This window comes from Phycisphaeraceae bacterium, assembly GCA_019636795.1.
GTDB lineage: Bacteria > Planctomycetota > Phycisphaerae > Phycisphaerales > UBA1924 > JAHBWW01.
In genome coordinates this window covers 200176-221659 of the sequence record JAHBWW010000003.1, presented here as the reverse complement: position 1 = coordinate 221659, position 21484 = coordinate 200176, and the positions used below count along the sequence as shown (strand labels likewise).

Below are 21484 nucleotides of genomic sequence, written 5' to 3'. Positions count from 1 at the left end.
GGTCCGATGGCTGGGAACTCATCAGGCGCGGTCGAGGAGTTCGACGGCGGCGAATGGGCGGCCTTCGAGCATTTCGAGACTGGCGCCGCCTCCGGTCGAGACATGGCTCATGCGATCGGCGAGTTTGAAGGCTTCGACCGCGGCGGCTGTGTCTCCGCCACCGACGATGCTGGTCGCACCGGCGTCGGTTGCTTCGGCGACAGCGGTGGCGACGGCGCGGGTGCCAACGCGGAAGGGGCGCCACTCGAACACGCCCATCGGGCCGTTCCAGACGATGGTCTTTGCCTTGGTCAGGATCGAGCCGAACTGCATCTGAGTCTTGGGTCCGATGTCCAGCCCCATGAACCCGGGCTTGATGTTGTCGTCGAAGACTTCGATGTTGCCGGCGTTCTCGGCGAATGCGGTCGAGCAGATGTGATCGACAGGCAGGTGCAGATCGACGTTCTCGCGGGCGGCCAGGTCAATGGCTCGCTTGGCATCGCCGAGGCGGTCGGTTTCGATGCGGCTGGTGCCGACTTCGCGCCCGAGGGCCTTGAGGAAGGTGTAGGCCATGGCTCCGCCGATCAGGACCGCGTCGGCTTTGGGAAGCAGATTCTCGATCGCGCCCATTTTGTCCGAGACTTTCGCCCCGCCAAGGACCACGACGAAGGGCTTGGCAGGAGCAGCCAGCGCGCCAGACAGGAACTTGATTTCCATTTCGACGAGCAGTCCAGTCACACGCGGGCTGCCGGGGCTCATGGCTTCGGGCACGGCGACCATCGAGGCGTCGAGGCGATGGCAGGTTCCGAAGGCGTCATTGACGTACACATCGCCGAACGATGCGATGCGGGCACCGAAGGTTGCATCACCGTTCTTCTCGCCAGCGTGGAAGCGGAGGTTTTCGAGCAGCAGGACATCGCCATTGTTCATGGCGGCGACGGCTTGCTCGCTGGCGGCGTCGGTGCAGTCGCTTGACGGGAAGGCAACGGGCTTGCCGAGCAGCGCGGCGAGTTTCTCGGCTACGGGCTTGAGTGAATACTTCGATTCGTAGCCTTGGCCCTCGGGCCGGCCAAGATGGCTCATGAGAATCGCGCGCCCGCCGCGGTCGATGACGTTGCGGATCGTGGGCAATGCGGCTGCGATGCGGCGGTCATCGGTGATGCGTCCGCCTTCGATCGGGACATTGAAATCGACTCGAATCAGGACACGCTTGCCGGCGACGTCGACCGAGGTCACGCTCTTCTTTGACATGTTTTACCCCTCCTGGTGGCCAGAGCCCTCGATCAGGTCGGCTCCGAGGCCGCGGATCTTGGCTCCGCCTCGATTGGTCAGCCTCTCCTGCATCAGCCTCAGACGCGAGGCGATCGAAGCGTCGATCAACTGGTCGCCGATGCGTAGTTTCATGCCCCCGATCATCGATGCCTCGGTGTAGGCATGCAGGACCGGCTGGCGGCCGAGCACGACGGCCAGGCGGTCGCGGATGAGGTTCAGTTGCCGCTCTTCGATCGGTGCAGCGGTGAAGACATCAACCTCGACGCGCCCGAAGTGGGCCTGAAGAATCGCGTCGAGTGCGGCTCCGATCGGGGGGAGATGGCTCAGGCGGCCCTTGCGGTTGAGCAGGCGCAGGAAGTTGAGCACGAGCGGGTGAACGTGCCCGTTGAAGATGCGGTCGATCGACTTGTCGCGAGCCTTCATCGGCAGCACGCGCGACGCGAGGAACTCGCTGAACGTCCGATCCTGCCTTGCCAGTTCGATGATGTCTTCGATCTGTCCGGCGATTGACTCGGCGAGGCTTTGTCCGCCATGTTCGAGCGCCAGTTCAAAAAGGCTCCGGGCATACATGGTTGCCAGCGCGTCGGGTTGTGACTCGATCAGAGGCATGAAGTCTCCAGGTTGGTGGTGTCACCAGCGTGCGGTCAGTTGCTCCGGGCCTGCATCTCGGCGAGCGAATCTTCGATCAGTTTCTGCTGGTCGCTGGGAGTGATCGCGCGCCCGAGGATCTTCGAGGCCATGGTTGTCGAGAGCGACACCGACTGGGCGTAGATCTCGTTGAGGGCTGTACGTTTGGCTGCTTCGATGTCGCGCTTGGCACGGTCGCGCATCGCGTTGAGTTCGACATCGGCCTTGGCGCGAAGTTCGGCCGCCAGCGCGACCTGCTGGGCCTTGGTTTCTTCGAGCATCTTCTGGGCTTCGGCGCGGGCTTCGGAGAGGCTGGCTTCGTAATCGTCCAGCGCCATCTTGGCCTGCTTGCGGGCGGCTTCGGCGGCGGCGATCTCTTCGCGGATCTTGGCCGAGCGCTCTTCGAGGCCCTTGGTGATCTTGGGCCAGACCTTGGCGTACAGGAAGAAGAACACGATCGCGAACGCGATCAGTGTGGTGACGGCGGGCGCGATGCCGCCCTTGGCGTCGGGGAGCACGGCCGGAGGGTGCTTCTCGCCCTCGGGCGCAGCAGAGGCCGGCACCGTCGCCATCGACACGAACATCACGATCAACACAGTCAGCAGCGAGAGCACACGATTCATCACGATCTCCATCTCGGGCGCGAGGTGTCATGCCCGCTCTACGTTCGAGGCACCAAGTCCGTCCGTTGCCTTTCAGCCACGGACGGGGGAAGTTCGATCAGAGGACCATGGTCAGCAGGCCGACGACGACGGCGAAGAGCGTCGCACCTTCGATCAGGGCGGCTGCCAGAATCATGTTGGTGCCGATGGGGCCTGTGGCTTCGGGCTGGCGGGCGATGGATTCGACCGCACCTTTGCCGACCAGGCCGATGCCCAGCGCGCCACCGATCACGGCCAGGCCTGCGCCGACGGCGCCGAGGCCCTTGCCGATGCCTTCGACCGCGCCGTCCTGCGCCATCGCCATGGTCGGGCCGAATACCGCCAGCATCCCCGCAGCCAGAACTGCATTCTTCATCAGGTTCGTCATGGTGTGAATCATTCCTTTCTTCGCTCGGCCCTTCGTGGGCCCGGTTCTCGGCGGGGACATCGGTGGGTCTCCATTGACCCCCTGTACTTGCCGATCGGGCTCCCCGCCGAAGCCCGAGGCCAAAACTCTTCAACTTCTCGCACGCACCCTACGCGTGCGCAACGTCATGATGCCCGTGATGGTCGTGAGCGTGATCTTCAGCGTGTTCGCCGTGGTGCGAGAGCAGGCTGATGAACACCGTCGTGAGGAACATGAACACGAACGCCTGAAGGAACCCGACGAAGATCTCCAGGAAATAGATCGCAATCATCCCGGCTGCCGAGACCGCCGTGATCGGCACGGTCACCAGCAGCGTATTGGCAGCGAAGGCCAGCCCGACAAACATCGCCAGAGTGGCCAGCAGCGTGTGCCCGGCCGTCATGTTGGCAAACAGACGAATGGCCAGCGCGATCGGCTTGATGAAAATGCCCGCGACTTCGATCGCAAACACGATCGCGATCACCGGCAGGTACATTGGCTTGAACGGCACGCCGCCGGTCAGGTGCTTGACGAACTCGACCGGCCCGAGCGCCTTGAGCCCGGCGATGTTGATCACGACGCCGGCGACCAGCGCGAGGGCACCGGTGACCCAGAGGTGCTGCGTGGCGGTGCCGCCGACCGGGGCCTTGTGTTCGCCCTGCACCATGTCTGGGGCGAAGAGCGTGATCAGGTCGAGAATCGGGATCAGCCCGAGCAGGTTGTTGATGAGGATGAAGAAGAAGACAGTCCAGAGGAACGGCATGAACGCGTCTGTGCGTTCGTGCAGCAGCGGCCGAACCACCTTGTCGCGCAGGTACACGCAGATGACCTCGACCATGTGCGCGAATGGATTGCGCGTGACAAACCGATCGTGCCCGTCGCTCTGGGGGCCTGTGGCGATCTGCTTTGCGATCCACGAACCGAGCACCAGCATGATGATGACAGTCAGGACCAGGTTGGTCTGAATGGCCGACCACACGATCCACCCGTTGACTTCGATCCACTTGTGATTGAGCACGTGGTCGAGCGGGTTCGAGGCACCCAGCGTCAGGCCAGCGACCACGGCCGAAAATGCGTCAGGCATGAACGTTCCTCACTCCAGACTCCGGCTTGGGGCTTGCGGCCCGGATCCACCTGATCGAGCACGCGGATTCAACCGCGAGCATCGCCAGCAACATCGCCAGCAGCGTCGCCCAGAACGCGGCTGGTGCGGGGCGCAACAGAAAGAACAGACCTCCGCCGATGACCAGCGCCATCATCATGCGGGCGGCCTGAGCATAGACAATGATGAGGCTCCACGCTCCGGCCGATCGCGCGCTTGCGCCGCCGACCGCGAGCACACCCCATCCGGCGGCGGCTCCGACCGTGACGCCTGCGGCTGCCAGCGCGACCCCGACGAGTCCGCTCTGGCCGTGGATCAGGCTGAAGACGATCGCTATGGCGACAGCTGCGAAGAGTCCGGGCGCGGCCGACCACGCGATCGCCGATCGCAGCGGGAGTCTGACCACAGGCGCAGTGAGCAGCGAAGCCATATCCCCAAGTCGCTCCGATGCGGCCAGTGCGGCCGCCAGACCCCGAACAGAACGCGACAGAAAGCAATCCGCTCCTGCCCCCGCGCACCCCTGCCTGCGGGACGAGAAGAATAGCGGCTTGCGGCCTGTTCGGCGAGTCTGCAGCACGCGAAAAAACAGGTCCTTGAACGTTGCGGTCAGGAACTGCGGCCGCCGACCGCCGGGCAACAGGGCCACGGGCCGGGGCAGGGCAGTTTGTGGGCGGTGCGGTGCTGCCGGGATGTGCTGCGGGACAGTGCCGGAGGCCTCTTGAAGAGTTCCGTAGGCCTCTTGAAGAGCGCAAGAGGCCTCTTGAAGAGCGCAAGAGGCCTCTCGAAGAGCGCGAGAGGCCTCTTGAGGAGTTCCAGAGGCCTCTTGAAGAGCGCGAGAGGCCTCTTGAGGAGTTCCAGAGGCCTCTCGAAGAGCGCGAGAGGCCTCTTGAGGAGTGCCAGAGGCCTCTTGAGGAGTGCCGCCGCGGGCAAAAATTGCGCGGCTCAGCCCTGGCACCGTCAATAAACGCTTCGGACCCGCGCGAAGGTTCGCCCGTGCGGTGCCCGGCCGCTCAGCGCGCGTCGCGCTCTCGCTCGGCTTTGCGTGTCACTTCGCGGTTGAGCACCATCGCCTCGCGGATGAACCGCAGCATCCCCGACGCCAGGCCGAGCAGAGCAACAACGATCATCAGCCACGGCCGCGTCTTGAACAGCAGATCAAGCCCGAACCCGAGCAGCCCGCCCGCAATGACATAGATCACCAGGTCCATGCCCACCGCCCACGCCCGGCCGAGGCTCGACATGTCCGACCTGGGGATCCTGCTGCCCATCGCGAGCTCCGTTTCTGCCAGCCGCGCGTGCTGCGCGTTTTATGACAGCGCTGTAAAGGCGCACGAGCGCGCGTGGCTCGCGGCGTCGCGCAGTTTGCCGATCTCGGGCCCGGCCCCCTGGGCCATCTCGGGGCTGCCTCCGCCCTTGCCGCCCAGAACCCCGACCACCTCGCGCACCCAGTCGCCGGCCTTGAGACCCTTGGCGATGAGGGTTTTTGGGACAGTGGCCATGACCGACACCTTGCCCGCTTCGTGGTCGGCGCTGAGCAGCATGATGCCGATGGTCGGGGCGCGCTGGCGGATCGTGTTCATCGCGGCGGTCAGCGCGTCGCGATCGGATCCCAGCTCGAGCGCCGCGATGATGATCGGGTCCATCGAGCCCGCTGCCATCTCGGCAATCTGCCGCGCCATGCCGCTGGCCTCGCTGGCGCGCGATGCGCTCTGGGCCTTGTGCTCAGCCTTGACGCGCTCAGCCAGCGACGCCAGGCTCGAGCGCAGCTCGTGCTTGCGCGCCGCAGGCAGCGTGGCCGCGTCGATCGCCGCGCCGACTTCCGTGACGGCCGCTGCCAGCGCTGCTCCGCGCAGCGGCTCGACCGCTGCGATGCGCGCGGCCAGCGCGTCACTTTCTGTCGAAGCCGCCGTCGCGGCCGCACCGGTCAGCGCGGTGATGCGCCGCACACCCTTGGCGATGCCTTCTTCACTCACCAGCGCGAACGCGCCCGCCTGGCCCGTGCGCGCCAGGTGCGTCCCGCCGCACAGTTCGACGCTCAGCGCAGCCCAGTCGGGCTTCTCGGGCGAATCGAGCAGATCGGTCACCGGCGCGCCGATGCTGATGATGCGGACCGGATCGGGGTACGTCTCGCCGAAGACCGCGCGCAGGCCGGTGATGCCGCGCGCGACCATCAGCGGCCCCAGGTCGGCGTGCACCGGCAGGTCGCGCGCGATCGCATCACGCACGAGACGTTCGACCTCGGCCAGTTCGCCAGGCTCGACCGGGCGATTCGAGTTGAAGTCGAACCGCAGGCGATCGGGCGCGACCAGCGAGCCCTTCTGATCGACTGTGGCCCCGAGGACCTTGCGCAGGGCAAAGTTGAGCAGGTGCGTCGCGGTGTGGTTGGCCGAGATCTGCTGGCGACGCTGATTCTCGATGTGCAGGTGCACATCGTCGCCGACACGCAGTTCGCCGCGCTTGATGTGCCCGATGTGCAGCACGTACCCGCCCAGCGAGCGGACTTCTTCGACCTTGAACTCCCCGCCGTGGCTGCTGCCGCCGGTGCGGGCCTCGCGGCTGACGAGCATGCGGCCGTGGTCGCACACCTGCCCGCCCATCTCGGCGTAGAAGTTGGTCTTGTCGAGGATGATGGCGACGCGCTGGGTCGCGCGCGTGCCGGTGTGTTCGTCGAAGTTCTGTCCGTTCCAGATCGCGCGCACCGTCGCGCGGATGTCGCGGGCGTGAAACTTGTGTGAGTCGTCGGTCGGGCGCACGCGCAGATGTTGGAGCCGGGCGATGGCGTCGGTGTCGAGCGCTATTTCGTCGTTGCTGCCGGCCTTGCCGCCCGCGCGGCTGCGGGCCTTCTGCTCGGCCATGCACGCCTCGAACCCCTCGACATCGACCGACATCCCGCGCTCGGCCGCCATGAGCTGCGTCAGATCGAGCGGGAAGCCGAAGGTGTCGTACAACTTGAAGGCGTCAGTGCCCGCGATCGTGCCCGAGGCCGAGGCGGCGATCTCTTCAAAGAGCCCGATCCCGCGATCGAGCGTCTTGCCGAAACTCTCTTCCTCTTCGTAGATCAGCGCGGCCACGCCTTTGGGGTCGCGGCGCAGTTCGGGGAAGGCATCGCCCATCGTCTCGACGACCGTCGGCACGAGTTGCGACAGGAAGCCGGTCTTGGCACCGAGTTTCTGCCGCCCGTAGCGCACGGCCCGACGCAGGATGCGCCGCAGCACATACCCGCGTCCCTCGTTGCTCGGGATCGCACCATCGGTCAGCGCAAACGTGAGCGTGCGGATGTGATCGGCGATCACGCGATAGGCCATGTCATGTTCGCCGATGTCATCCTTGCCGAGTCTGCCGTGATAGCCGCGCGCGTCGCCGGTGGTGCGCTCGATGGCGGCGAAGATCGGCATGAACACATCGGTGTCGTAGTTCGAACTCTTGGCCTGCAGGATGCTCACGAGCCGCTCGAGCCCCATGCCCGTATCGACATGCCTGGCCGGCAGAGGCCGGAGCGACGCATCGGCCTGCCGATCGAACTGAATGAACACGAGGTTCCAGATCTCGATGACGTTCGGGTCGTCCCTGTTGACAAACGCCCGGGCGTTGCGCCCGCCGATGCGGTCGAAGTGAATCTCGCTGCACGGCCCGCAGGGCCCGGTCTCGCCCATCTCCCAGAAGTTGTCCTTCATGTTGCCGGGCAGGACATGATCGTCGGGCAGATAGCGCAGCCAGAGCTGGCGTGCTTCCTCGTCGGGCGCGAGGCCCTGCTTCTCGTCGCCGCCGAAGTAGGTCGCATACAGCCGATCGGCGGGCAGGCCAAAGACCTTGGTCAGCAGTTCCCACGCCCAGTCGATGGATTCGACCTTGAAATAGTCGCCAAACGACCAGTTGCCGAGCATCTCGAAGAACGTGTGGTGATAGGTGTCCTTGCCGACGTCTTCGAGGTCGTTGTGCTTGCCGCCGGCGCGGATGCACTTCTGGCTGTTGACCGCCCGCTTGAGGCTGGCAAGGGGGCTCGATGGGTCCACCTGCCCCAGAAAGATCGGCTTGAACTGGTTCATGCCCGCATTGGCAAACAGCAGCGTCGGGTCATCGTGCGGGACCGTCGGCGACGAGGGCACGAAACTGTGGCCCCTGGCGCGGAAGAAGTCGATAAAGGTCTGGCGAATCGTGGACGCACTCACATGGGTCATTGCAGCCTCTCAGAGCGGTGTGGCTTCGATTGTAGGAGGGCGTTTCTCCACCACCCGAGCACCGCGCGACACTGGTCGGTAGGATTCACTTCATGACAGGAAACTCCTCCATGCGATACGACCTCTGCGTCATCGGCAGCGGCCCGGCCGGGCAGAAGGGCGCCATTCAGGCCTCCAAACTCGGAAAGTCCGTCTGCGTCATCGAAAAACGCGAAGTCGTCGGCGGCGTCACGGTCAACACGGGCACCATCCCTTCCAAAGCCCTGCGCGAGGCAATCCTGCACATGATCGGACACGCCTCGGCCACCCCGCTCGAACGCGACTTCGCCGCCGCACGCAACCGCTCGTTTACCGAACTCATCGCCTCGTGCCGCAAGGTCATCCTGACCGAAGTCGAGATGATCGAACGGCACTTTCGCTCGAACGGGATCAACCTGTTTCACGGCAGCGCACGCTTCGTCGAGCCGCATGTCATCGAAGCGGTCAGCGAGTCGGGCATCGCGCGCATCGAGGCCGACCATTTCATCATCGCCGTCGGTTCGCATCCCGCCAAACCGGACGATATCGAGTTTGACGGCGCCAACATCATCACGTCCGATGAACTGCTCTCGCTCCCGTTCCTTCCGCACTCGCTGCTGGTCGTCGGTGGGGGAGTGATCGGGACGGAGTACGCCTCGATGCTCGCGGCGCTTGGGGTCAAGGTCACGCTCGTTGAAGGGCGCAATCGCCTGCTTGATTTTGTGGACGCCGAGATCTCCGAAGCCCTGCAATATCACCTGCGACGCAGCGGCATGACGCTGCGCCTGGGTGAAAAAGTCGTGTCGATCGGCACTGTCGCGCCGCAATCGGGCGCGCGGTCGGTCAACAACCGTCTGGTCGAGGCCGTGCTCGAAAGCGACAAGGTGCTCCGCGCCGATTGTCTCCTGTATTGCGTCGGGAGGCAGGGGGCAACCGATGGGCTTGACCTCGAGAAAATCGGTCTCTCGTCGGATTCTCGCGGTCGCCTGGCCGTCAATGAACATCTCCAGACCGCGGTGCCGCACATCTATGCGTGCGGCGATGTGATCGGTTTCCCCGCGCTGGCCTCGACCTCGATGGAGCAGGGACGCATCGCCGCGTGCCACATGTTCCATACCGCCTGCACCAACGTCCCGGAGCAGATCCCGTACGGCGTGTACGCGATTCCCGAGATCTCGATGGTCGGCTGGACCGAAGAACGTCTCACAGCCGAGGGGATTCCGTATGAGTCCGGCATCGCCCAATACTCCGAGATCGCACGCGGGCAGTTGCTGGGCGACCTCACCGGCATGCTCAAGATGCTCATCCATCAGGAAACTCATCAGATTCTCGGCGTCCACGCCATCGGTACCGGCGCGACCGAACTCATTCATATCGGTCAGGCGGCCATCGCCTTCAACGCCACCGTCGAGTACTTCGTCAACGCAGTCTTCAACTACCCGACTCTGGCCGAGTGCTACAAGGTCGCCGCGCTCAATGGTCTCAACAAGCTCCGCGGGGTCTGAGACCGACGCTGTGACGCATCAGCCGCACTCCTCCTACCCTCAATCGTGGCCCGCAAAGCATTCGACGAACCTGCTGCTATTCCCCCTGAACTCCGCCTGCCGCCCATTCCGCGATGGGACGACATCATCGGGCAGACTCAGGCTGTCGATCTGCTTCAATCAGTCCTCGCTTCTGGGAACATTCATCACGCGTGGATCTTTCATGGCCCGCGAGGAGTCGGAAAGTTCACCACCGCACTCGCCTTTGCCGCAGCCTTGATGGACGATTCCACCGCTCCGACGCTCTCGGGCGTCATCGAGCCGGATCCGGACAGTCCGACGCAGCAGCGACTGGCTGCCGGGGCGCACCCCGATCTGCACATCATCCGCAAGGAACTGGCGCAGTACCACCACGACGCCAACGTCCGCAGCCGCAAACTCGCGTCCTTTCCGATCGATGTCATTCGGGACTCCCTGCTCGAACCGGCGCATCGGGCCGCGATGATCGCAAGCAGCGCCCTTGCGTCCAAAGTCTTCATCGTCGACGAGGCCGAACTGCTCGATCGCAGTCTCTCGAACGCACCGGTTCAGAACGCGCTGCTCAAGACGCTCGAAGAACCGCCCGTGGGCACAGTCATCATTCTGCTCACAACAAGCGAGGACCGCCTGCTCCCAACCGTCCGAAGTCGCTCGCAGCGTGTCGGCTTTCGCGCGTTGACCGATGCCGAGATGAAAGAGTGCATCCGTCGCCAGAACCTGCAAGTGCCCGCCGAAGGCCACGCATGGATGCTCGATTTTGCACAGGGTTCGCCCGGCCGACTTGTCGAAGCCCTCGACAGCGGCATGTATCAATGGCATCAGACGCTCGCGCCGATCCTGCGTGAACTCAAGCCCGGCGGCTCGATCTTCAACCTCGGACCGATCGCCAATCAACTAATTCAAAACTACGCCACCGCATGGGCCGATGCCCGCCCCAACCGCAGCAAAGAAGCCGCGAATCGTGTCGCCGCACGCAACGTGCTGAGCATCCTCAGCCAGCGCATCAGGCCTCAACTGCGAGATGCGGCAACCGCTGATTGGGCTTCCATGGCCATCATGCGCATCGAGCAGACCGAGCGCGAACTTGCTTCAAACGTTCAGCCATCGCTCGCCTTCGATGCCCTGGCAGCCGACCTGACCGTTACGCTTGGTTGATCTCGATGCAACCCTGCTCAATGCAACCTGGTTGCTAGCCCTGAGCGCTGAAACTGCGAGCCGGGGTTGGAGTCTTGTTCACAGCGCTCCCCACATCGGCACGCCCCGCATTGTGTTCCGCCGAACGTCCTGGCACGCTTTGCCCACGCTCGGCCGCTGCACGCTGCATCGCCAGCACCCACGTCTCACGCTCATAGGTCAGCAGTTCCAGTGCTTTTTCCGCTTTGGCAGCATCCTTGGCAAAACTCGCGTCCATGAGCTCGCGATAGATGAACAGGAAGATTGACCGCACGCGCTCGGCCAGTTCCGGGTCGGCATCCTCCTTGATGCCCGTCGCCAGTTCGAGCACAATCGCGCGCCCCTGCGAAAACCCGTTGAACGACATCTCGAAGTTCTTCTGCTTGAGACCTTCGATCGCTTGCAGCGTGAATTTCATCGCGCCATCGAGCAGCATCAGCCGAAGTTCCTCCGGCGCCGCCGACATGACCCGAGTCCTCAGATAAACCTGTGCACTGTTCTCCATCGCCTTGACTATCGTCCTACAACGGCTCGGTCTTGACTTCCATCAGCCGATCCGCTGAATCGCGCCCAGTGACCCTTGCTGGCTCTGTAACTGTCCGATCGCCTGCTCCATCGCTATAAACTGCCTGAGCAGAATCTGCCGCTTGCTTTCCAAGCCCTTGTTGATACTCGTGATGCGGCCTCGCTGAAGCGCAATCTGCGAGTTGAGCGACGTGTTTTTGCGCGTCAGCACGCCATCGATCGAGCTGATGTATGTATCGATGAACTGCTCGATCCGGGGGATGACGCCAAGTTCCGAATATATCGGCGCAGCGTCCGGATCTCGCCCCGTAATGCCATCACCCAGGTCGATCGAGTTGCCGTCGGCTTCGATGACGCGGCGTGTGAACAGATCCTTGACAGCCGCCGCATCCTGCTCCATCGCCGCTCGGAAGGTCGCCTTGTCAAACTGAAGTTTGCCCCCGCTCCCGACCGAGATGCCCACATCTGTCAGGTCATCGAAGGTTCCACCGAAGCCTCGATTTTTGCCGAGTATTTCATTAAACAGAGCATTGCGCAGCGAAATGGCCGTGCCATCGCCCAGCAGAGGCCCGCGCTCCCTGGTCTCCTGCACATAGCGTGTCTGTGTGGCGATACGCGAGATCACCGTGTTGAACGCATCAACCATCTGCGTCACACGCGACTCGATCGCATCGGTGTCCTGGGTCACGTTGATCGTGACGGGCGTTTCCGACGCGCTCTTGAGGTTGATCGTCACGCCCGTTACCACGCCGTCGAGAGCGTTCGTGCTGCTTGTCAGTAGCACTCCCTTGGCCGGATCGCTCGAACCAAAGAACACTCGCGCGTCTTCGCCCTTGTCGAGTGTGTCGAGCCCCAGATCAAATGCACCCGAATCAAGGATGAATCGGCCCGTCGTGCCGCTCTGCGTCGACGACAGGCTCAGGCGGTATGGGTTTACGCCTGTTCCGTCGCTGATGACACTCGCCCGCACACCCGCGCCCGAATCGTTGATTTTCTTGACGATATCACTCAGCGTTGCAGTCGCATCGAACTCGATGGTCGTCTCGAACGAGCCATTGATCAGGTTGTCGCTCCCTGTGTCCTTGGCCTCGCCCGCAAGGCGCAGATTTCTGGCGATAGACCCGCTCACATCCTCGATCTTGATCTTGACCGCTCCGTGTGCCGCGCCATCGGCAACCTTCTCTTCGATCATGATTCCGTCGCCGGTTTCATTGATGCGAGCCTTGACTCCGATACCGGCATCGTTGATGCGCTTGATCACATGCCCGAGCGTGAAGGCGCCCGAATCAATGTTGATTTCCGCGATGCTCCCTGAAGCGTCAGTGATGCGGAACTTGCCGGTGCCGATGCCCTTGCCGCCATTGAGCGAAGTCAGCAGCGTCGATTCGCTCATGTACCGATGCTGCAGATTCGCACCGCGCACAGAACTCGCAGCCACGCCCGCGACATCCGTCTCGACCCCAAGACTCTCGGCCGCCGAGCCGCCGATGATCAGGTTGCCGCTGCCGCCGGTGGTATCCGTCAGTGTCAGACCGGTTCCGTTCGAGTTGAGCGAAGCCACAATGCGTCCGGCATTGGTCGTGTCATTGTTGATGAGATTCATCAGCTCCGAAACCGTTGTCGCTGCCGAGAGCCCGCTGATCGAGAGCGATGCACCCGAACGCAGCGTGAAGTCGAGTTCGTCCCCGCCGAGGCCTGTGCCTCCATTGAGGTTGCGCAGAAGCGTCGTGTTCATGCCCGCTAGCACACGCTGGCCATTGACGCCGCCGGTTCCCGAACCGAGCAATCCAAGGTCGCGTGCTGTGGACGCCTGACCCGACGCTCCGGTTGTTTTTTCTTCGACCGTGATATCGACTCCAGCACCCGCGCCAATGACGATGCGCCCATTGGCCGGATCGATCGACGCCGAGACGCCCGTGACTCCCGTCGCAGCCTCGAGCGCCGCGTTGATGCGATCCACCACGCCCCCGACCGTTGTTACGCGCGTCGCAGATTCCTTGAGCCCGTCGTCGGTCATTTCCCAGATCGAGCCGATGTTGACACGCACCGCGATCGGTCCATCGCCTCCTGCTCCGTCCATATCGACATTGATGATGAAGTCGTAGCGCGATTCGCCGACATCCACGCCGAAGTTCACGCCATTGCCGTCGTTGAGCGCGCTCAGCGCTGTGTTCACGCCCATGGCGTAGACCGATCCGCCGACCAGCGTGCTGCCTTCCATCGTCGCTGTGCCCGAGTTGAGCCCGAGCGATGCCGCCGTCGTAAACCCCGGCGAACTGGTCACCGAAACTGCGCCGTCAATCACGAACCGTCCGTCGCGCACGTTCGCGGTCACATTGATGCCGCTTGCGCCGTTGATCGCATCGAGCACTTCATTGACCGTTCCTGCACGCGACAGATCGACCGTTGCCGAATCGCCATTGCTGTCGCGGACTACGATCTTCCCGCGACTGACGCCAGCACCGCCATTGAGTGCGGCAAGCGCCACATCGCGATCAAGCCTGGCCTCGCTCGACTCGAACGACCACGACCCTGCGTTGAGGCCCGATGTATTCAGATCCGCGAATCCGCGCGAGAGCAACTGCTGTGTCGAGACGAGACGATCGACCAGAAAGTTGTAGCTTCCGGGCACTGCGTTCTTGTCCGCCGACGCGGTCAGAATCGTCGGGTCCGATACTGACACGCCCTTGGTGTCGAAGATCGAGCTCGATCGAAACGTCGAAGCCGCGGTCTTGAGCGCACCGAGCGAAGAGTTGATCGCAAGAAACGCCGATTGCCGAACCTGCAACTGTACAAGTCGCTGCTCGGCAAGCGCCCGAGGCCGCGCCGCAACCGAGAGCAACTGCTCGATCAGACTCTGTGTATCGATGCCGCTGAACAGGCCGATGCCGGATGTGATACCGCTCATGCCGTGGAGCCTCCCTGCTCTGATTCAACCACAAACAGCGTGCCGCGCAAAAACGAGCCAGGTCTGAAGGTTAAACACCCAACCGATGCGCCATCGCGTAACTCCTTCATCGGCCAATCTCTTGTGACGGTTCGGCTTGGGTCTTCCCTGCGCACCCATGACCACTTCGACCGGTCGGTCGCGCGCGTTCTTGCGCGTTGCATACGTCCGATAGCGTTTCACCCGGTCGTGCACGAACCCCATGTCGCCTCCTAACGTAAACAGTCGATCTCGCCGATAACCTGAGCGACCCATCATGCCTCCGACTCCTCAATTCATCCGAGTACTCGTAGCACTTGCCAGTGCGGTGATGACCCTGACCGCCCTCGCAGGCCTTGGAGTCGCGCTGTTTGCGATCGGAACCCCGATCTGGGGGGGACTCAGTTTCGAACTCGTTCTTCTCCTGGCTGGAATCGTCGGTCTGATCTCCAGCACCGGGCGATTCGACCGTGGATTCGGAATCGCCGCTGCTTCGATCGGGGGCTGCATTCTCGGAGCAAGCGTTCTTGGCTCGCTCGATTTTTCAACCAATCTTGCCACAACCTCGCTGGGAAAGTTTGTCTTGCCTGTGGTCCTGATTCGGGTGGTGCTCGGGGTCTTGATCGCCGGTCTCGGTGCTTTGGCGGTTCTGCTCCGCAGGCCTGCCGAGTTCAAGAGAATCGCGTTGGGCCTCGCGTTCGGACTTCCGGTGTTCATGCTCGGTGTGGCGTTTTGGTTCCGCAAACTCGGATTCCTGCTCGACACGCGAGAAGGCGGTGCGGAAATTGTTCGCATGTCAGCGCTTTTCGTGATCGGCATCATTTCTATTGCCCTGCTTTCAGTTAGCGGACATTTGCTGATCACCGCTTTTGAGCGCACAAAGACGCAAGCCGACGCTGCCAAGCGCTGAGTGCCGGTGAGAAACGCAACTGGCCTCTCTCCCAACAACCTTTCATGCTGCTCACGACGCTCTTCGTCGCTCTGGTCCTTTTCGGAACATTTGCTGTTGGCGTTCTATGCGCGTGGCTTGTGCTGCGTTTGTTCGTCGGGCGCAGAGCGCGCACAAGCACGGAGACTCGCACGATCGCTGAACGTGTGCGCTCGGTTGGCAAACTCGTCGGGCTTGAAGTCTTCGCCAAGGAGATTGCGACTGCCCGATCGGGGTGGTCGTGGTGTCCTCCGATTCTGCTGAGTCAGGCAAAACTTGCCATGATCTTCCATTTCGAGAAGCAGTACAGCGTCGATCTTGCAGCTGTGCGCGGAGCCGATGTCGTGCAACTCGCGCCCGATCGTTATCGCGTGCACTTGCCTCCGATCGAAGGTTCGCTCCGGCTGGTCGATGTCACCCCGTACGACATTCAGCAGGGTCGCATGCTTGGCTTGCTCGAAGTGATTTCAATGAATGCGGACCGTCAGGCTCAACTGATGCGCGACGCACAGCAGCAGGCATCGCGGCTGTACGATCTGCACGAAGATAAGTACACCAATCAGGCGCGCGAGACGATCGAGCGACATCTGGCAGCACTGCTCGGGCTTTTCAATGTCCACGTCGAATGGGTCTGGCATGAAGAAGCGCAGCCCGGACCCGCGCCAGATGCGCCACGTCGCGAGCCACTCAAGCCCGTGCTGGCGCTCAGTGCATGATGGAAAGCGGGGAGGTCAACTTCCGGCCGGGTGCCACATTGTCTTGAACTCGACGAATGGTTCGAGCACCACAGGCCCCGCCGAGTCTTCGTGTGCGACAGACGCGACATCGACGAAGTGGACGCGCTTGAGGTTACCTGCGATGCCCGCTCGAAGGCGTGCCCGGCCTTCGGTTCCAATCCCCAGCCCGACCACCGCATCCAGTCCGCCATGCTCGGCCATCTGCGGCAGCAGTTCTGAGTGCAGGCCTGTCAGGATATTGACAACGCCGCCCGGGACATCACTGGTCGCACACACTTCACCCAGAATGCACGCCGCGATAGGGTTTGCTTCATCGGCAATCGCGACAACGGCATTGCCAGTGCACATCGCGGCTGCGATGAGTGTCACGAGCGCGACGAGCGGTTGTTCATGCTCTACGATAACGCCCACGACGCCGACCGGTTCGGGCACCGTGAAGTTGTGATATGGCCCGGCAACCGGATTGGCACACCCCATCACCTGCGCAAACTTGTCAGCCCACCCGGCCAGACTCACGACACGATCGATCGCTGCATCGACTTCGCTGCTAGCGTCGATCTTGGTTCGGCCAGGGCGGACCTCGATCAAAGCCCGGGCCAATTCCTCGCGCTTGCCTTCCATCATTTCCGCCATGCGGTAGACGATCTGCCCGCGCAGATACGCGGTTGCTGCACGCCATCCCTGACCAGCAGCCCGGGCTGCGGTTACAGCATCGCGAAGGTCCTTGCGGCTTGCCTGCGACACATGCGCCAGGATCTGGCCCGTTTCCCCACGGACTGCGAGCGTGCGGCCCGATTCGCTTCGAGGGAGTTTGCCTCCAATGAACAACTTGTATGTCTTGAGAACTTCAATCCGTTCGCTCATCGCGCTGTGCCTCTTTCGCTTCGTGCCTACAACAGAAACTCCAGTTCAAGCTCATGTCGAAGCGGAATATCGAACAAGCCCACGTCAGGAATCTCCGGCTTGAGTTTGCGAGCATCAGTCATCACGTTGTGATACAGCGCGACCAGATCGAAGTCTCGTCTTTGATAGAACTTGAGCGCCGGGATATTGTCGTTGGTGGTCGCAAGCCACAGGCGTCGGCATCCGCGATCTCGAGCTTCCTGCCGAACTGCAGCCAGCAGGCATGTCCCGATTCCGCCCGAGCCAGCCATGCTGTTGTGCGTCACAATCTCGCACGAGTCGCCATCGATGAGATAGGTGACCAGACCAATCGGTTCTTCGTCGCGAAACGCGCCGAAGCCGGAGAGCGTCGAGGCGTCGGTGACTTTGCCACGCGAATAGATTGACGTCGACGCCCAGTACCGGATCAACGTGCGTTCGATCCAGGGCTTGTCGGCCTCGGTGATCGCGCGCAGTTCAAAGTTTGCTCCCGCAGGGACAATCGATGCCGGGTTGAATCCGTCCTGTGCCTGATCGCCCATCGATACTCCTTTCAGTCCGCAAAGGTGCAATTCGACTAGAACTTCACATAACCGCGAAGCCCATGCATTCCGCCCTCGCGTCCAAATCCCGATTCCTTGTAGCCCCCGAACGGGCTCGACGGATCGAATCGGTTGTAGGTGTTCAGCCAAATCACGCCCGCCTGCAACTTTGCGGCAAGTTCAAAGATCTTCGAGCCCTTGTCGGTCCATACGCCAGCGGCTAGACCATAACGCGTGTTGTTTGCGCGTGCGATTGCCTCTTCGGGTGTGCGGAAACTCATCACCGCTAATACGGGCCCGAAAATTTCTTCTCTGGCGACTACATGACTCGGCTGCACACTCGTCAGCAGGCACGGGCGGCACCAGAATCCTTTGACGCCCTTAGGACGAATCGGCGTGTCTCCATCCCAGCCAGCAATCGCACTCACGCCCCCGACGCAAAGCCCAGCCCCCTCGTCCACTCCCTGTGACAGGTACCGCTCGATCCGCGATAACTGCTCGCCAGAGTTGATGGCGCCAAGGTCGGTGTTTTTGTCGAGCGGGTCGCCCACGCGCAATGTCCGCAGACGCAGCGTCAACTTCTGCACGACTTCATCGAGTACTGATTCCTGCACGAACAATCGGCTGCCCGCACAGCACACATGCCCCTGGTTGAAGAAAATGCCTTGAATAATGCCTTCGACTGCCTGATCGAGGCTTGCATCTTCGAAGATGATGTGCGGGCTTTTGCCGCCGAGTTCGAGCGTGAGTTTCTTTTCGCTCGCAGCCGTTGCCGCCGCGATGCGCTTGCCGACTTCGGTCGAACCTGTGAAGGCGATCTTATCGACGCCAGGATGTTCGACGAGTGCAGCCCCGGTGCGGCCGTCGCCGGTGACGATGTTGACCACGCCTCGGGGCAATCCGACTTCAGCGAAGATTTCCGCAAGGCGAAGTGCCGTGAGCGATGTCGTTTCAGCGGGCTTGAGGACGACCGTATTTCCGCACGCAAGTGCCGGGGCGATCTTCCACGCAGCCATCAGCAGCGGAAAGTTCCACGGGATGATCTGCCCGCATACATCGACAGGCCCGGGTTTGCCGCGACCGGGAAACGCATACGCCAGTTTGTCGGCCCAGCCTGCGTGGTAGAAAAAGTGAGCCGCTGCCAGGGGCACGTCAACATCGCGACTTTCCTTGATGGGCTTGCCGCCATCCATTGTTTCAAGCACCGCGAGTTCGCGGCTGCGCTCCTGGATCCGTCGGGCGATGCGATACAGAAACTTTCCGCGCTCGAGCGCCGGCAGGGCAGCCCAGGCCGGCAGAGCATCGCGTGCCGCCACCACCGCCGCATCGACATCGGCAGCCGAACCGTGCGCGATTTCACTCAGCACCGCTTCGGTCGCGGGATTGATCGTGGCGAAATGCGTGGGCCGGCCGGTGTCCACTCCGGTATTGGGTTCGACGAATACACCATCTATGAAGTGGCCGTAACGCGGAAGGATCGTAACCTTGAGCGATTCCGGAGCTGGCGCATAGTCCCACACGTGCGACGCCGGAGGGTTCGACGATTCGCAGCGCGCTGTCTTTGCGACAGACTCATCAGGGGCGGTTATCACGGGCTTTCGCGGAGCAACGCTCATAAGGGGATTGTAGAGCAACCGATCGAGCGCGGCACCGAAAACTCCCAAGCCACAACGGCATTACGGCGTCACAGCACGCCGCCAGACACTGCATGCGCACGACTCCTGAGCGCATCTGCAGTCGGTCCGTGGGGCTGGGCGATGTGGCCCATGGACCGCCCGCCTCAGAGGCCAAAGAGATTTTTGACGTCGTTGAACGTGACGACGAGAAACAGTGAAACGATGAGGATCAACCCCGCCATGGTGACGACATTCTGGAAGACGATGGGAACGGGCTTGCCGCGAATCTGCTCGTAGACGATCATCAGAAACTGCCCGCCATCGACGATCGGCAGCGGCAGAAAGTTGATGACCGCCAGATTGACGCTGATGATCGCCATGAAGAACAGGATCCAGATGAACCCGCGTTCGGCAATGATCGTGCCCATGTGCGCGATGCCGACCGGGCCCTTGATGTGTTCAATCTTGACCGTCTGCTGAAACAGACGTGCGAACGTAATGTACGTCGAGATGAGTACGCGCCGGGTTTCGCTCAGGCCCGTGCGGACCGCTTCGAGAGGAGTCGCTGCTTGCAGGAGCACCTGCTCAGGCTCAAAGAGTTCGGCGCGAAACGGCGGAACCCAGGTTAGAGCATGCAACTCCGCAACGTCGGCCGCGGCAATGGCCCACTCACGTTCGACTCGAGGTCGATCTCCCGCGAGCGCGAACCACTCGAGCGTCAGGCGGACGGTGGCGCTCGATTCGGTTGAGGCAGCCTCGCGCGTCGCGTCTTGCAGGGCCGAGCGCAACTCGGAAAAGTTCGAGACCTTCGTGCCATTCACCTCAACAATGCGCTGTCCACTGGTGAGAATGGCGCTCGACGCGGGCGATGGAGACCAGTCAGTCGCGTTTGGCTCTCGCATCTGAGTGGGTGGGAGCGACAAAAGCGTATTCATTGCGCGCGTGTCGGAGGCGTTGAACCCGATGCGTCCTTCCGATGTGACCTTTGTGGTCAGAGGAAGGCTTGTCATCACGCCATTGACGTCGCGGAGCACCACCACATCAATCATCTTGTTGCGATGGAGGCGCACTTCGCGAATGCCCGTTGCGATGCTCGGGAATTCCACACTGCCGATGCGGGCGAAGATGTCGCCAGGCCTCAGCCCGGCTTCGTGTGCAGCCGATGTCACGCTGTCTTCGCCCGGTGCAACTGCGATGACAGGCGTCAGCCCGAGGATGTGCTCGATCACCGAAACAGCGTCTTTCTCGCTGCCGGGCACGAATGCGGTCTGCAGTTGCGACGCTGGCGTAAGCTCGATCTCGACAGTCTCCGCATCATTGGCAAAAGTGACTCGCACCGGCTCGCCACCCGAAGCGGCGCACGCAGCAAGCAAGTCGTGATAGCCCGCAATGTCGGTTTGGCCTGCGACGCTGATCAGACGCATGCCCGGCTTGACGCCTGCAAGCCCGATCGATTCGATCGCGCGTTCGGCATCCTCGCCGCGCCACGAGCGAAGCGTGCTCGACATCGCCGGCGAAACACCGATCGAGAGCAGTCGATCGAGGCGGCTGGCTTCGGGCTTGATCTCGAATGTCAGGGGCGATGCGATGCCGGGTCTCGCAATCGACAGGCGAGCAGGCTCGTTCCGCGCGGTCATGGCCACTTCGACCAACAGATCCGAATACGACTTGGGTTGCCGGCCATTGATCTCGATCACGACATCGCCCGGTTGCAGCCCCGGCTGAACGATGCCGATTTCCGATGCGTTGATCGCAACGGCTTGAGCAGCGGGGGAGTTGGGCTCGACCTGCCCGATCTTGGGTGGCTCAACCTTCAGCCCAACCATGAACACAACGACAAACAGAATGGCAGCGGTGATGAGATTCATCACCACACCCGCCGAGATCACGACCATGCGCTTCCAGGGCTTGGCGGATTGGTAACTGTCAGGCTCGCCGCTTACTGCGCCGGGGTCGAGGTCTTCCTGTCCGAGCATCTTCACATAGCCACCGAGCGGCAGCGTATTGAGGCGATACTCGGTCGATGAGATTCCCCCAGCCTCGCCTCGCGACAAGAGCGAGAGATATCTCGGTTCGCTTGTGCCGCGCGTCCAGCCCATGCCTTTGCGGTACGACACCATCGCCGGGCCGAAACCCAGCGCGAACGCCAGCACACGGATCTTCGCCCACCGGGCAGCGACAAAGTGGCCAAGTTCGTGGATAAAGATAATCAGCCCGAAGCCGAAGATGACGACGAGCAGATCGAGCACAGTACCAATTGGGCCTGGGATTCCAAACATGTGCAGCAATGGTATCGGTCCGGAGGCGTGCGGACGAAACAACCCGAGACTCGCGGTTGCAAATTGGTGCTCAGGGTTTCTGGCTGGGCGCAAAAAGTGCGTACCCCGACACGAGGCCGGGGCACGCGGA

Annotated in this window: 20 protein-coding genes; 4 read left to right on the top strand and 16 right to left on the bottom strand. The window is 62.3% G+C overall.

Features of this window, described 5'->3' with window-relative positions; all coding sequences use genetic code 11:
* Nucleotides 1-21: 21 nt before the first annotated feature.
* From KF757_07080 to alaS, 9 genes are all read right to left on the bottom strand, one after another.
* The gene (locus tag KF757_07080) at nucleotides 22-1230 is read right to left on the bottom strand and encodes a phosphoglycerate kinase (GenBank protein MBX3322738.1); all 1209 of its coding nucleotides are present in this window, start codon (nucleotides 1228-1230) and stop codon (nucleotides 22-24) included.
* A 3-nt stretch (nucleotides 1231-1233) separates the two neighbouring features.
* Complete coding sequence (gene atpH / locus KF757_07075; GenBank protein ID MBX3322737.1) at nucleotides 1234-1860, bottom strand: ATP synthase F1 subunit delta; 627 nt, start codon at nucleotides 1858-1860, stop codon at nucleotides 1234-1236.
* 35 nt (nucleotides 1861-1895) lie between these two features.
* Nucleotides 1896-2501, bottom strand: a complete 606-nt coding sequence (atpF, locus tag KF757_07070; GenBank protein MBX3322736.1) for a F0F1 ATP synthase subunit B — start codon at nucleotides 2499-2501, stop codon at nucleotides 1896-1898.
* Between the two features lie 97 nt (nucleotides 2502-2598).
* Nucleotides 2599-2838: an ATP synthase F0 subunit C gene (gene atpE, locus KF757_07065; protein MBX3322735.1), complete on the bottom strand. Its 240-nt coding sequence runs from the start codon at nucleotides 2836-2838 to the stop codon at nucleotides 2599-2601.
* Between the two features lie 217 nt (nucleotides 2839-3055).
* On the bottom strand, nucleotides 3056-4009 hold the full coding sequence (atpB, locus tag KF757_07060) for a F0F1 ATP synthase subunit A (GenBank protein ID MBX3322734.1): 954 nt from the start codon (nucleotides 4007-4009) through the stop codon (nucleotides 3056-3058).
* Nucleotides 4002-4457, bottom strand: a complete 456-nt coding sequence (locus KF757_07055; protein ID MBX3322733.1) for a hypothetical protein — start codon at nucleotides 4455-4457, stop codon at nucleotides 4002-4004. Before KF757_07055 ends, atpB begins: the two co-directional genes overlap by 8 nt.
* Nucleotides 4458-4633: 176 nt before the next feature.
* Nucleotides 4634-4957 (bottom strand): hypothetical protein, encoded by a 324-nt coding sequence (locus KF757_07050; GenBank protein MBX3322732.1) that lies wholly within the window; start codon nucleotides 4955-4957, stop codon nucleotides 4634-4636.
* 80 nt (nucleotides 4958-5037) lie between these two features.
* Nucleotides 5038-5295 (bottom strand): AtpZ/AtpI family protein, encoded by a 258-nt coding sequence (locus tag KF757_07045; protein MBX3322731.1) that lies wholly within the window; start codon nucleotides 5293-5295, stop codon nucleotides 5038-5040.
* A gap of 39 nt (nucleotides 5296-5334) precedes the next feature.
* Nucleotides 5335-8205, bottom strand: coding sequence for an alanine--tRNA ligase (gene alaS / locus KF757_07040; protein MBX3322730.1), 2871 nt, complete (start codon nucleotides 8203-8205; stop codon nucleotides 5335-5337).
* A 110-nt stretch (nucleotides 8206-8315) separates the two neighbouring features.
* Between alaS and sthA the strand changes: the two genes are divergently transcribed.
* Together sthA and KF757_07030 are read left to right on the top strand one after the other, a co-directional pair.
* On the top strand, nucleotides 8316-9728 hold the full coding sequence (gene sthA, locus KF757_07035) for a Si-specific NAD(P)(+) transhydrogenase (GenBank protein MBX3322729.1): 1413 nt from the start codon (nucleotides 8316-8318) through the stop codon (nucleotides 9726-9728).
* A 45-nt stretch (nucleotides 9729-9773) separates the two neighbouring features.
* Complete coding sequence (locus tag KF757_07030) at nucleotides 9774-10901, top strand: AAA family ATPase (protein ID MBX3322728.1); 1128 nt, start codon at nucleotides 9774-9776, stop codon at nucleotides 10899-10901.
* A 34-nt stretch (nucleotides 10902-10935) separates the two neighbouring features.
* Here the strand turns inward: KF757_07030 and KF757_07025 are convergent, their stop codons facing one another.
* From KF757_07025 to KF757_07015, 3 genes are all read right to left on the bottom strand, one after another.
* Nucleotides 10936-11385 carry a flagellar protein FliS gene (locus KF757_07025; protein MBX3322727.1) on the bottom strand — a complete coding sequence of 150 codons (450 nt, stop codon included), beginning with the start codon at nucleotides 11383-11385 and terminating at the stop codon, nucleotides 10936-10938.
* An 81-nt stretch (nucleotides 11386-11466) separates the two neighbouring features.
* Nucleotides 11467-14352, bottom strand: a complete 2886-nt coding sequence (gene fliD / locus KF757_07020; protein ID MBX3322726.1) for a flagellar filament capping protein FliD — start codon at nucleotides 14350-14352, stop codon at nucleotides 11467-11469.
* 24 nt (nucleotides 14353-14376) lie between these two features.
* The gene (locus KF757_07015) at nucleotides 14377-14649 is read right to left on the bottom strand and encodes a hypothetical protein (protein ID MBX3322725.1); all 273 of its coding nucleotides are present in this window, start codon (nucleotides 14647-14649) and stop codon (nucleotides 14377-14379) included.
* Here KF757_07015 and KF757_07010 point away from each other — a divergent pair.
* Nucleotides 14648-15280, top strand: a complete 633-nt coding sequence (locus KF757_07010) for a hypothetical protein (protein MBX3322724.1) — start codon at nucleotides 14648-14650, stop codon at nucleotides 15278-15280. The genes KF757_07015 and KF757_07010 overlap by 2 nt on opposite strands.
* 44 nt (nucleotides 15281-15324) lie before the next feature.
* Entirely contained in the window at nucleotides 15325-16014 is a 690-nt protein-coding gene (locus tag KF757_07005; GenBank protein MBX3322723.1) for a DUF4230 domain-containing protein, read from the top strand.
* 15 nt (nucleotides 16015-16029) lie between these two features.
* Here the strand turns inward: KF757_07005 and KF757_07000 are convergent, their stop codons facing one another.
* The 4 genes from KF757_07000 to KF757_06985 all read right to left on the bottom strand — a co-directional run bounded on the left by KF757_07000 (nucleotide 16030) and on the right by KF757_06985 (nucleotide 21354).
* Nucleotides 16030-16899, bottom strand: a complete 870-nt coding sequence (locus KF757_07000; protein MBX3322722.1) for an aldehyde dehydrogenase family protein — start codon at nucleotides 16897-16899, stop codon at nucleotides 16030-16032.
* 26 nt (nucleotides 16900-16925) lie between these two features.
* Entirely contained in the window at nucleotides 16926-17459 is a 534-nt protein-coding gene (locus KF757_06995; GenBank protein ID MBX3322721.1) for a GNAT family N-acetyltransferase, read from the bottom strand.
* 35 nt (nucleotides 17460-17494) lie between these two features.
* Nucleotides 17495-19075, bottom strand: a complete 1581-nt coding sequence (locus tag KF757_06990) for an aldehyde dehydrogenase family protein (protein MBX3322720.1) — start codon at nucleotides 19073-19075, stop codon at nucleotides 17495-17497.
* A 164-nt stretch (nucleotides 19076-19239) separates the two neighbouring features.
* Nucleotides 19240-21354: a site-2 protease family protein gene (locus tag KF757_06985; GenBank protein MBX3322719.1), complete on the bottom strand. Its 2115-nt coding sequence runs from the start codon at nucleotides 21352-21354 to the stop codon at nucleotides 19240-19242.
* Nucleotides 21355-21484: the final 130 nt, after the last annotated feature.

What these genes read in the sequence shown, in the direction of transcription:
- KF757_07080 (MBX3322738.1), bottom strand. Translation starts at nt 1,230, where the DNA reads ATGTCAAAGAAGAGCGTGACCTCGGTCGACGTCGCCGGCAAGCGTGTC.
- atpH (MBX3322737.1), bottom strand. Translation starts at nt 1,860, where the DNA reads ATGCCTCTGATCGAGTCACAACCCGACGCGCTGGCAACCATGTATGCC.
- atpF (MBX3322736.1), bottom strand. Translation starts at nt 2,501, where the DNA reads ATGAATCGTGTGCTCTCGCTGCTGACTGTGTTGATCGTGATGTTCGTG.
- atpE (MBX3322735.1), bottom strand. Translation starts at nt 2,838, where the DNA reads ATGGCGCAGGACGGCGCGGTCGAAGGCATCGGCAAGGGCCTCGGCGCC.
- atpB (MBX3322734.1), bottom strand. Translation starts at nt 4,009, where the DNA reads ATGCCTGACGCATTTTCGGCCGTGGTCGCTGGCCTGACGCTGGGTGCC.
- KF757_07055 (MBX3322733.1), bottom strand. Translation starts at nt 4,457, where the DNA reads ATGGCTTCGCTGCTCACTGCGCCTGTGGTCAGACTCCCGCTGCGATCG.
- KF757_07045 (MBX3322731.1), bottom strand. Translation starts at nt 5,295, where the DNA reads ATGGGCAGCAGGATCCCCAGGTCGGACATGTCGAGCCTCGGCCGGGCG.
- alaS (MBX3322730.1), bottom strand. Translation starts at nt 8,205, where the DNA reads ATGACCCATGTGAGTGCGTCCACGATTCGCCAGACCTTTATCGACTTC.
- sthA (MBX3322729.1), top strand. Translation starts at nt 8,316, where the DNA reads ATGCGATACGACCTCTGCGTCATCGGCAGCGGCCCGGCCGGGCAGAAG.
- KF757_07025 (MBX3322727.1), bottom strand. Translation starts at nt 11,385, where the DNA reads ATGTCGGCGGCGCCGGAGGAACTTCGGCTGATGCTGCTCGATGGCGCG.
- fliD (MBX3322726.1), bottom strand. Translation starts at nt 14,352, where the DNA reads ATGAGCGGTATCACATCCGGCATCGGCCTGTTCAGCGGCATCGATACA.
- KF757_07010 (MBX3322724.1), top strand. Translation starts at nt 14,648, where the DNA reads ATGCCTCCGACTCCTCAATTCATCCGAGTACTCGTAGCACTTGCCAGT.
- KF757_07015 (MBX3322725.1), bottom strand. Translation starts at nt 14,649, where the DNA reads ATGATGGGTCGCTCAGGTTATCGGCGAGATCGACTGTTTACGTTAGGA.
- KF757_07005 (MBX3322723.1), top strand. Translation starts at nt 15,325, where the DNA reads ATGCTGCTCACGACGCTCTTCGTCGCTCTGGTCCTTTTCGGAACATTT.
- KF757_07000 (MBX3322722.1), bottom strand. Translation starts at nt 16,899, where the DNA reads ATGAGCGAACGGATTGAAGTTCTCAAGACATACAAGTTGTTCATTGGA.
- KF757_06995 (MBX3322721.1), bottom strand. Translation starts at nt 17,459, where the DNA reads ATGGGCGATCAGGCACAGGACGGATTCAACCCGGCATCGATTGTCCCT.
- KF757_06990 (MBX3322720.1), bottom strand. Translation starts at nt 19,075, where the DNA reads ATGAGCGTTGCTCCGCGAAAGCCCGTGATAACCGCCCCTGATGAGTCT.
- KF757_06985 (MBX3322719.1), bottom strand. Translation starts at nt 21,354, where the DNA reads ATGTTTGGAATCCCAGGCCCAATTGGTACTGTGCTCGATCTGCTCGTC.